The organism is Komarekiella delphini-convector SJRDD-AB1 (assembly GCF_014831675.1).
Lineage (GTDB): Bacteria > Cyanobacteriota > Cyanobacteriia > Cyanobacteriales > Nostocaceae > Komarekiella.
The window spans coordinates 1-10957 of the sequence record NZ_VJXY01000096.1; the positions used below are offsets into that span (position 1 = coordinate 1).

Sequence of the window (10957 nt, forward strand, 5' to 3'; positions counted from 1 at the left end):
GATGAATCGCACTACCAACCGCTAGCTCATGGTACTCCGCGGCCGTGAGATTGTTCGGATATTCAATTGGGGCTTCGCTCATCAGCTTTTGCCCCCGCCCGTCAGGGAGCGCTCTTGAAAGTTTGTAGCTGCAAACTTTTCAAAAGTTGCTATGACTGGAACTCTCCTACTGCTTTGCTTCTGCTCTCTCAAAAGGATATGGGTACTGAAAACTTTCCCAGTTTCTAATACCGTGCCAAATACAAAATTTTGGTCACTAGAAATCAGCAGTAACAGCTCCGCTTGTGGGTTTAACTCCTGTACCACCTGCGCTAACTGCTGAAGTTTGATTAAGATTTGTTTGTAATCATTTGTGCTACAAGCAATAATCGCGATCGCCATCTCAGACAGCTGCGTGTGGTTCAAGTGATGCCAGAACCAGCTTGTCTGCGGTAACACCCTCGCTCTTTTTAAGACGTTCTGGAAGCGAGTTTCCCTAAAAGAGCTAAGAATCCACTTATCTAGGGCATCGGAATTAAGGTGTGGGGTGTGAGGAACACAGACTACCCCTGACAGCCTAACCTCGACACCCTGTTGTATTGGGCATTTGCCATTTTTCACGTTATTCACCTCTAAAACTTGGTTTTCAAGCTTCAGAGGGGGTTGTTGCGCTGCTACAGATTTTTAACTACGAAATTCGGGAGTTTTAGTTACAAAACTTGATATTTTATAAAATCAAGGAATTTCAACAGCCAAAACTGCCACACAAAACTGGTCAGTTTGGTGTGGCTTCTCGTATAATACGAGAAGCAGCGGATTCAATCTCTTTCGACCAGTTAGTGGATGAAAGCGTCCAAACTTTAACTGCCACTTCCTTGGTTTGCCTGAGATAACCCCGCTCTGAAATTATTTGATTTTTCGCCCTTGGACAAAGCGTTACTCCTTAGTGCGTTTTGTCCTTTAAATTTTTGGTACTTTTGTATATCTCCCTTCATTTGTTGTTCGTTTTGATCTTACAGAACTTCTGGTCGTCTAGCATCTAGCGTCGTTTTGATTTTTACTTGTGACCTCCATATTTGCTAAGGATTGCTTTAGGGGTAATCGAGGTTTGGTTGCACCTCTGTGTAGGGTATGATTACCCATGCTTAAGCAGCACCAGCCGTGGCTATTGCCTCTGGTTTAGGCTTGCGCTCGAAAACTTGTATGTTAGGTTCTTCTAACACGAACCTATTTTCTGTTTCTTGACCGAGTTTACCAGCGATCGCACCTACCCACTGTGGATAACTAGCTTGGGCATCAGTTAGCTTTTTCCAAACTTTGGGTTTGACTGTAACTGAAATGATACGTCTATCACAGTCAATATCAAACTGCTGCCAACCGTTCTCTACAGTCTTAGCTTGAGGAAGTTGGTTGATTTTGATTGTTATCTCTAGTTTTCCTGGAATCATGAATACCTCTTTTTTATGATGCGATCGCTAGTGCTTCAGCAGCATTAGATGTATGTACCAGTCCTGGTGTGTTTTTTCTAATATATTTTTTCACTATAGGCTGAAGAGTAAAACTGATTTCTTCAGAAGCGGGATCTTTAATAGTTTCGATTAAAGACTGTTTTTCCAACCCTTCTAATGCTGTAATTAAATCTGATGTTGACAATGATATTTCTTCTTTCTGATTCAATCCATTTAATAGACTAGTGAAAAGAATGGGTTTTGAGTTCAAAGCCAACTCTTGTGCTACATAAATCATGATTTGTCGCTGATTTTCACTTAACAAATAACTAAACGCTTTATCAAGCATTGCTTGAAATTGACTACTAAAAAGCGTAGTTTTATTTTCAAAAAACTTTTTAGTACTCCCGCCAAAGAAGTGGTGAATTCGAGTAACAACTGTTTTTAATTCTAAAGGATTACCGTAGTAAGTTTTAATCAATTCATTGCACTTTTCTGGATCATTCAATCCTTGATCAAATAGGAGTTGCATTGCAGCGTCAGTGTCTAAACCTTTTATTTTCAAATCTTGAATAGGACGTCCTGCTATTATAAGATCTTCAAAGTCATCAGGAAACACTCGATTAGTTAAGAGCAAGCAGGTTTGATCCATTTCCTCTATTAATCGGCGGAAAAATAGTTTGTACTCTAGCTGTTGCTCCAAATTATTTGTTTCAAACAAAGAATCAGATTCATCTAATACCAATAAACATCGGCGCAATTGCATCTGCTTGATCAACGCTGAAATCATTGCTTGAGTAAATTTAGGTGAGTCTAGCGTAGGCTCTAAAGGTCGGATTAATTCTAGTAGTTCGGCTACCAAGTCTTGAAGAAGTGGCCCATGAGCAACCGATTTCCAAATTATGCTATCAAATTTAGGTTTAGATTCTACACTAATTTCTTGTATTAGCTTTGCAGCTAATGCAGTTTTACCAATACCCGCCCCTCCTACTAACGATACGCAACGTTGCTTTGTTATTAACTTTTTCAAGTAAGATAGTTCTCTTGTGCGTCCATAAAAATTTGATATATTAGGAGGCTTACCTCCTAGAATGTGTATCACATTCTTAACAGAAGAGTTTTTCTCCTCAGCAGGCGCAGGTTGAGCATAATGCTCCTGTGCAACTTGCTCTAAAAAATTTCGTACATTCTTTTTACTAACCTGCTTGCCATTCCCAATTGTTTTCGTGAGTATATCCCATAACCGAGTAGCTACACCTCGTTGTAAGTAATTAACGCTATAATCTGAATTTTCTGCTATTTCTACAAACTCACGGTTGTGCCACGCTCCTCTCATAATAAGGATCTCTGGTTGAGATAAATATCTACCTCTTTTGGCAAGTACTAGATCATTGACCACGACTAAAGCTTCATCAAAAGTTACTACTACTGAACAGTATTTTTGCCCTAAAAACTCTTGTTTATTTGAAGCAAGGGGAGAAGGGACTGGCGATTTAAGTGTCTGGACAGCATTAGAATCCATAGTTATACTCTTTCTGTTATTCGAGCAAGTAATCACATATGCTCTTTCTAAATTAAGTGTGTCTACAAAAAGGTGTTATATCAAACTCAGTAATACTTGACTTCTCTATTTAATAGCTGTTTGTTTCAAGTAAATGATAACTCAAGTCACTAATTATGCAAAGAGGACGAAAGATAGAGTAGAATCACTACTTACGTGCACCTGAAAGGAGTAGTTGATAAAACTACTGCTATTGCTAGATCACAGTAGCAGTTCTCAAATTAACTGATTACTTTAAATACTGCTGTTAGTCTGCCACTGATACACAAATATTAACAACTTTGCTAGTTGTTCTTTATTTTTGAGCATGAACTATGAAAAGTCCCCATACATACAATATGTTGCGGTTGCAGCTAGTAATTTCCTCAGCTTTTGATAAAGATCGTGTCTAAGCTGAGTTACAAATGCACTTATATACCGAAAATGACTACTCAAAATTTTAAATCTTCAGTTACATTATCGCTGATAGGAAGAAGGGCTAGATTTAGGGTAGGTAGTTTATATCTGGCTATCCTCCTACGAATGTGAGTTATTGTATTAATCCCCTATGCGAGCAACGTCAAAATCCTAATGACATTGAAAAATGTCTTTTTTGTGGTACTTCGCTACTGATTAATGACCGCATCCGATTAATTAAGCCATTGAGAGCGTTGAATGAAAACCCATTCAGCTATACTGAAGTTTTTGAAGTGAACGACGCTGGTACTCAATGGAATCCTGACCGCAGACAGCGAGTTATGAAAGTTCTGAAATTGAACTCGCCGAAGCTGGTTGAGTTAATCGAGCGGGAATCTCTGAGTTTACGGCTAATCCATCATCCAAATATTCCCAAAAGTACCTTAGATGACTTTTTTACTTTTGTTCCTAACAATAGTTCTTTAACCTTGCATTGCTTGGTTATGGATAAAATTGAGGGACAGAATTTAGAGCAATGGATAGAATATAACGGGTGTATTTCGCAATCTCAAGCATTAGAATGGGTAAAACAATTAGTTGAAATTCTTGCCGTAGTACACCAGGCTAATTTTTTTCACAGAGATATTAAGCCCTCTAATATAATTCTCCAGTCAAATGATCAATTAGCATTAGTGGATTTCGGCGTGGTACGGAGAGTGACTAGCACTTATCTAGCTAAAATAAGTGGAAGTGGAGGAGATAGCACAACTAGAGGAGGAAAGTATGAAATTACATCTGTTGGCACACCTCGTTATTCTCCACCAGAGCAAACGGATGGACAGGCAGTACCGCAATCAGATTTTTATGCTTTAGGTCGCACTTTCATCCATCTACTTACTGCAATTCAACTAATTGATTTACCTACAGACAAAAAAACAGGAAGATTAATCTGGAGAAACAAAGCACCGCAAATTGACAAACCTTTTGCTGATTTTATTGATGAGTTGACAGATCCTTTACCAGGGCAACGTCCACAAAGTACTGAAGTAATTTTGCAGCGTTTAGAAAAGCTGCCTCAGCAAATAAAAAATTACAGATTAGCTAATTCCAAAGTATTTAAATATAGCAAATATACGTTAATTTTTTTGGGATTGATTGGGGGTATCTTTCTATCTATACCTCTAGTAGCTAACTTCTTAATAGCTCAAGGACAAAAGTTAGAGATAGCGAATAATTCTCAGGGAGCGCAAGAGTTTTTTAATTGGGCTTTAAAGATTAGTCCTCAGAGTAATCGTGTTATATCAAGCTTTTACTTTGAAAGAGGTGCTCGCAGTGCTAATACTATTAAAATAGCAAAAAAGTATTATGAATTAGCAATTAAATATAATGATCTGGATGCAGACGCTTATAGTAATTTAGCTTATATGTGTCAGCAATTAAACCAAGATGATTGTGCAATTAAAAATTACGAAAAATCATTCAAATTAAAGCCTGATAGCTGGGAAGCGCGTTATGGGTTAGCACTTTTTTATGATGATAGAGGTATGTATGATTTAGCCCAAAAGCAATATCAGTTAGCTATCAAAATGAGTAGAGAAGCAATACCAGCCATCAATAATTTATCAAGATTGAAGATTCTAGATGGCAAATATAACGTAGCAATTGCTTTAGCTCAGTTAGGCTTACAAAAAACTGAAAACATTAAATTACAGTCTACTTTATACAAAAACTTGGGTTGGGCAAAATTAGAGTTAAAGCGTTACGCTGAGGCGAAAGCTGATTTAGAAAAATCAACAAAACTGGATGCCAGGACAGATGCTCACTGTTTACTGGCGCAAGCTCAAGAAGCATTAGGTGAAATTAATGACGCCAGGCTGACTTGGGAGATCTGTTTGATTGCCGAATCTAATCAGCGAGAGGTTCAAGAGTGGCGATTGCAGGTGTTGAAGCGTTTATTAGGGGATTATGTTCCGCCATCTTCGCCCTAAGTCTTTTTTTAATCCTCTGTTTCCTGTATGCTACTAGCTAGCAAATAGGTACACAAAAATCTTGATGCTTACTTTACAAAATTCGGCAAGTGCAATAGGAAAAAAAATATTCACAGTTCAGATTGTAGCACTCGCATCAATATCAACACTAATTGTTTTAAACTCTAGCAGCGTATGGGGGCAACCTCAATCAATAGCTCTGCGTCAGTGCAAGAATGTTGAAGGTAAGGTGATGAGTGAAGGCGATCGCTACTTGTCACCAGGAAGTCCGCTTTGTCCGGGAGATAAGATTCATCCAGAGAACGGAGCCACAGTTACGGTTGTTTGCTTTTTAAATCGAAAAATTTTATATATTGGTCAACACAACGTTTCCGATGCTGCAAACAAATGTGCGCGACCACAAGTCACTGAGTCAGAGCAATATCAGTGTACCAACCTCAAACCGCAGAATTGTCCTACTGATTTTAAAGGGCAAGGTGATGATAATACCGTACCAAAACCAAGACTGATTAGCCCTTATATTAGTGATGGCAGTATATTGAATACTCAACCACTAATCTCTTGGCGTGCCGTTTCCGACGCTACTAGTTACACAGTAAAGATGGAGGGCAATGATGTTAACTGGCAGATAAAAGTAAACAAGACTGTACTGCCATATCCAAGAAACCAACCCCAATTGAAATTTGGGAGTACGTATAGAATTACTATATTTGCGTATCAAGGGAACTCTATCATGAGTTACGCTCCCTTAGTGATTAGCGTTTTACCGGAGAAAGAGCAACTAGAGATTGCGTCATTAGTGAAACAAGTTAACGAGTTGAAAGCACCTCTTAATGAAGCTGCTGTTGAGGTTCTAGATACTATATACATGTCAAAAAATCTGGTAAATGAGTCGATAGAGACATTAAAGGCAACAATAGCAGCAGGGAGCCAAAACCCTAAAATCTATCGAATACTGGCAGATCGCTACTTAGAGGCAGGACTAACTGATGAGGCTTTTGGTGAATACACGACAGCAAAGAAGTTAGCTAAAAGTAGTAAGAACCCAAAGGAATTGTCGAAGGTGCAAGAAGGTTTAAAATTGTGGGAATTTATAACCAACTACCAACGAGCAAGAACGGGGCCCAGTAGTAATGATGAGCGTATTTAGGATTTTTCATTAATGTTAGTTGGGCAAGACGCAGTGCCTCTGCTTTAGAAATACCATTCTTCAATTCCTTGTAGAATTCTTCCATTAACAAAGCAGTAGAATCCGCATCTACTAACCATAGAGTTGCAACTGTGGTTCTGGCACCTGCTTGTGCAGCGACTCCAGCCATTCCTAATGCTGACCTTTTATTACCCTTTGCAGTCTGACAGGCACTTAAAACTAACAGATCAATTGCATCTGCATCAGTTTGAATTCTACTTTTTAGTAATTTATCAAATTCTCTAATATTGATGACCTTCTCATAGGCTAGAAGTACTGTCTTCAAAGGGTCAGAGCTAAACTGCCCATGAGTGCTAATATGAACGATTGGGAAATTATTTTTACTTATTTCTTGCTCTAGACGGCGAGTAGTAAACTTTTCATCTAGTAGTGTGAGATAAGATTGTGTTTGACTTTGGACATCTTTTACTTCTTCTTTAGCTTGAGGTAGTGGTCTGATGCCTTTAGGAGCGTTGCTATCTGACAAGCTGGGACTGGGCTTAGACAAAGCCGCGATGAGAGCTGTGAACCGCTTTTTTGATAAAGGTTTGGGAGATCGAATTTTAGAACCTAGAGTGACTGCAACGCTGTAATGCTCGATCAAATAATCTTTTCCATCATATAATATGCCCATTGGTATACTTTGGAAAGATTTGTCTAAGATAAATATTAATGTTCCTGATGCAGGTAAATATGACGATATCGGCGCGATTAGTTTTTCATAAAGTGCTTGAGAAGGCAAAATAATTTGTCGCACATTAGTAGAAACAAGTTTATCTTTCTGTAATTTTCGTATAAGATCACTAACATGATCTTTAATTAGATTCGCTTCAACAGAGTGATGATGAAAAGAGCGGTCTTGAGACTGTAAAATAACTTCTATAGTGTCATCCAAGTCAATGATATGAATTATTCCAGCACTATTTAAGTTTTGAACTTCGTTGAGAGCAACGAGATCAAGCTTGCCGCATTTGAGAAAATTCTCTAATTGTGCTGTTTGTAAACGTTCGTTTGTTTGAATTACTTCTTTAAGATTAGGATTAGAATCTTTCAAAAGTAACTTCATATAATCACGGTATACAGGTTCTACTTCTTCTTGAAAGAAGAACTGTATATCTATATTACTTGACAAGATACTATCACGAATTTGCGCCAGGTTGTCAATGGCGGATTTGTACATTGTGAGGGCTTCTTTAGCTTTCCCTTGCTTGTTGTACAAGTTTCCTAGTTGTTGTTGCCATTGGTAAACAATATCTTCCGCTTGAATTGATTGAGCTAAGCTTAAAGCTTCTCTAAAATATGCTTCTGATTTCTCTGGTTGTAATTTACCTAGAGTGCCAAGACTATAAGACTTTATTCGCTGATTAGTGGTATTTCTAGCCGTTTGCAAAGCTGACTGACCATACTCAATAGCTAATGAACGTAGTTGCTGCTCTGGAATTTGACTTAAACTATTAGCAAAGTTGAGTTTCGCATAAACAGATTGGGTAGCTGATAATTGAGAAAATGTAGAAGAGTTTTTCAAAACTCTATTAACAGAAGGTTGAATTTGTTGTTGGATTTGATTGCGAATCTCAACTAATTGTTGATTACCTAAATCTAACTCTACTGTTAACCACTTCTCAAAATCTAATAGCAAGCTCAAATGATGCAGTTGAGATTTTAGTTGTGTGACTGGAGAATTTGCTGAAACCTGATTCACTTGCTGATAGACTTCAAGTGACTTGAGTGCTTGTTGCGGAATCAGATCTACAATTTCATTTTTGAAGTCTAGTTCTTCTACTTCATAATATTTATTTCGTGCTTGTTGATAAATAGCTTCCTCAGTATTAGCCAACGACAGCAAAATATTATTAGGCTCAACAGAGGGTATCTGTTGAGCAATTGATAGCGTTTTTGCTAGAATGATTTTTGATTCATCTAACTTACCAATTAAGCGTAAGACATCTCCGAAGTTGTGCCATGCAAATAAATTTACTGGCAAATGTTTTTGCTTATCAATCGCCGCTATCAATAGTTTTGTTATAGATTCAGTAGACTGAACTGGCGAGATCGCACAAATCTTAGTATCTGTATTTAGCTTTAGAGCTTGCAATAGCGTGTTACAAGCCTGATGATTTAAGCCTAAAGCTTGTAGGGCAAGGTTTTGGTTAATTAAGCTGCCAGTAATACCCTCTTCGTAGCCAAGTTGACGATAAATCTTGGTGGCTGATTCCCAGGACTCAAGGGCCTCCGATGCTCGTCCTTCATTTAAATATTTTTCTCCTATTTGGGTCAGTAGTCTCGCCTGATTACGTTTCTGTACTTCTTTATTTACACCTTGAGCCGCTATCACAGATGGTTTACCTACAACTGTTAACAGCCCTAGAATACTTGAGAATACATATTTAAACCAATCTCGGCGTTTAATCATTGCTGGATAGGGGTTATAACAGTACTTTTTGATACATTTTCCTCGGAACACAAATTAGCAGACAACGCAGCATAGGGTGTCCCTGAATTGGCTTCTGCCGTCAAGATGACATTTCCATAAGAATCTTCCATCCAACCTTGTGCTTCTACATTTTGGATTGGTTTTTTGGTTATCAATTTTGGTTCTTCGGAATTATTGTTGACCTGACCAGAAACAAAATTGTCTTGCCAGGTCGGTTTAATAGGTGGTACATCGTTAGGACTGAGCGGTAATCTATCAACGCCAGTTATGATAAATTCACTTTCCGCCACGCCTGACTGTCCCTGGCAAGCCGAGGCTATTTCAGGAATTTCTGTAACTGTATTTGGTGCTGTGGTAGCACCACTAGGGTCAATGGCAAGACCATTGATTTGAACCGCGCCGTTGATTCCAAGCTGAGAATTGGCTTCAACTTGGCTATCACCAGAGAAAAAGTATGCATCAGCATTGATCCAAATATTGCCGCCGCGTCCTTTAAAAGCGTTGGCTGTGATAGCGCTATTTCCCAAGGAAAACAGAGTTTTTGTATTAATTGTTACCTCACCGCCGATACCAGCACCAGTTTGGGCAAGGTTGTAGGTAACGTCGATACCTAAAAGACGATAAGCCGCCTCCGGATTACTGGCACTAGCACTGATAATGCTGTCAAATAATTGCACATTGTTTGCGCGTATAAAAATATTTCCTCCGTCGGACAATGCGGTTGCAGCACTAATGGAAGAATTATTCTTCAGGGAAACTATATTTGCATCAATATCTACGTTCCCCGCTGAACCAGTGCCTAAATTACTTACGGTAATTGAACCTTTGGATAGGGATAATCGTTCAGTTTTTATTTTTATGCTCCTAGCTGCTCCACTTACCTCTGAAGAGAGTCCTAATACTTGTTGTATCAATATAGGGGGGGATATTGCGTATGATGATATTCCAGACAGAAATTCATAAGATAAATCACTTCTATTGACCGGCGTTGTAATACTGAGAAAACTAGGGGCTTCAATTGTGATATCTCCAGCATTACCGCTGGAAAAAGTATAAGAAGCAATAATTCCTCCGTTTCGTAATCTAACTTCAGGTGAGATGATTTTCAAATTCCCGGAATTTCCCGATTTATAAGCGCCTACAGCTACTTGACTTGGAGAAGAGAGGATAGGATTGAAACCACTCAATTCAACACTACGATTTGCATTGATGATCAAATCTCCTCCCGCGCCAGCGCCAAAACTTCCAGAGGTTATAGTGCCTCCATCCAAAGCAGTTAATTGACCTGCATTAATTGCGATCTTCCCACTTGTGCCAGCATTAAAGGTATATGAGCCAACGCCACTAGCAATGCTAGCTGTAGTAGGGTTAATAAAGGAAAATCCTTTGACTTCTACAGATTCAAAAGCATTCAAAAGTATATTGCTAGCGCTTGCTTCCGTAAACGTCTTGCTATTTATAGCTGCTCCGCCTTCAAAACTCAAATCTTTAGTTGAAACCATAACATCACCAACAGTTTCTCCTAAAGTTTCTATTTCAATTCCACTAGGAATCTTTCCATCTGAAGAGGTGCCACTTAATTGAAGAAAATTTGAAGCCTGTATATTGATACCGCTTCCAGCTTGAGCACCTTGATTTTGGATTAACGCGATTGATCCCCCTGTAAAAAAAATTTGCTTTCCTACTAGCTGAATAGCACTGTTCCCAATTCCACTAGCATCTACCAAGGCTCGTTGAGAAAGCACAATATCTTGAAAGTTTTGTAAATTTTGATAACCGAATACCCAACCAGAGGTTGTCGGATTGATGCTAACTGTCCCATCATTAACGCTACCGATACCGTTGGCGAAATATTGCTTAACAAAAAAACGCCAAGTTTGCCGCGTATTACATGGAGAGGAGAGTTATACTTTTCCGTGCAATACACGGAAAGAAAAAAATTAAGTTAGTTGCCTCAATAAT

7 protein-coding genes are annotated in these 10957 nt (G+C 38.6%); 2 read left to right on the forward strand and 5 right to left on the reverse strand.

The window, feature by feature from the left end; genetic code table 11:
• Positions 1-81: 81 nt before the first annotated feature.
• The 3 genes from FNW02_RS36020 to FNW02_RS36030 all read right to left on the reverse strand — a co-directional run bounded on the left by FNW02_RS36020 (position 82) and on the right by FNW02_RS36030 (position 2949).
• Complete coding sequence (locus FNW02_RS36020; protein WP_191762279.1) at positions 82-600, reverse strand: hypothetical protein; 519 nt, start codon at positions 598-600, stop codon at positions 82-84.
• Positions 601-1124: 524 nt separating this feature from the next.
• Positions 1125-1427 carry a fertility inhibition FinO-like protein gene (locus tag FNW02_RS36025; protein WP_191762280.1) on the reverse strand — a complete coding sequence of 101 codons (303 nt, stop codon included), beginning with the start codon at positions 1425-1427 and terminating at the stop codon, positions 1125-1127.
• Positions 1428-1440: 13 nt separating this feature from the next.
• On the reverse strand, positions 1441-2949 hold the full coding sequence (locus FNW02_RS36030; protein WP_191762281.1) for an NACHT domain-containing protein: 1509 nt from the start codon (positions 2947-2949) through the stop codon (positions 1441-1443).
• Between the two features lie 563 nt (positions 2950-3512).
• Between FNW02_RS36030 and FNW02_RS36035 the strand changes: the two genes are divergently transcribed.
• Positions 3513-5372, forward strand: a complete 1860-nt coding sequence (locus tag FNW02_RS36035; protein WP_348535510.1) for a protein kinase domain-containing protein — start codon at positions 3513-3515, stop codon at positions 5370-5372.
• A 64-nt stretch (positions 5373-5436) separates the two neighbouring features.
• Complete coding sequence (locus FNW02_RS36040; protein ID WP_225226210.1) at positions 5437-6522, forward strand: tetratricopeptide repeat protein; 1086 nt, start codon at positions 5437-5439, stop codon at positions 6520-6522.
• Here the strand turns inward: FNW02_RS36040 and FNW02_RS36045 are convergent.
• Together FNW02_RS36045 and FNW02_RS36050 are read right to left on the reverse strand one after the other, a co-directional pair.
• On the reverse strand, positions 6464-8974 hold the full coding sequence (locus FNW02_RS36045) for a CHAT domain-containing protein (RefSeq protein ID WP_191762283.1): 2511 nt from the start codon (positions 8972-8974) through the stop codon (positions 6464-6466). The genes FNW02_RS36040 and FNW02_RS36045 overlap by 59 nt on opposite strands.
• Positions 8971-10740, reverse strand: coding sequence for a hypothetical protein (locus FNW02_RS36050; RefSeq protein ID WP_191762284.1), 1770 nt, complete (start codon positions 10738-10740; stop codon positions 8971-8973). The genes FNW02_RS36045 and FNW02_RS36050 overlap by 4 nt, the downstream gene beginning before the upstream one ends.
• Positions 10741-10957 lie beyond the last annotated feature (217 nt).

What these genes read in the sequence shown, in the direction of transcription:
- FNW02_RS36045 (WP_191762283.1), bottom strand. Translation starts at nt 8,974, where the DNA reads ATGATTAAACGCCGAGATTGGTTTAAATATGTATTCTCAAGTATTCTA.
- FNW02_RS36040 (WP_225226210.1), top strand. Translation starts at nt 5,437, where the DNA reads ATGCTTACTTTACAAAATTCGGCAAGTGCAATAGGAAAAAAAATATTC.
- FNW02_RS36030 (WP_191762281.1), bottom strand. Translation starts at nt 2,949, where the DNA reads ATGGATTCTAATGCTGTCCAGACACTTAAATCGCCAGTCCCTTCTCCC.
- FNW02_RS36025 (WP_191762280.1), bottom strand. Translation starts at nt 1,427, where the DNA reads ATGATTCCAGGAAAACTAGAGATAACAATCAAAATCAACCAACTTCCT.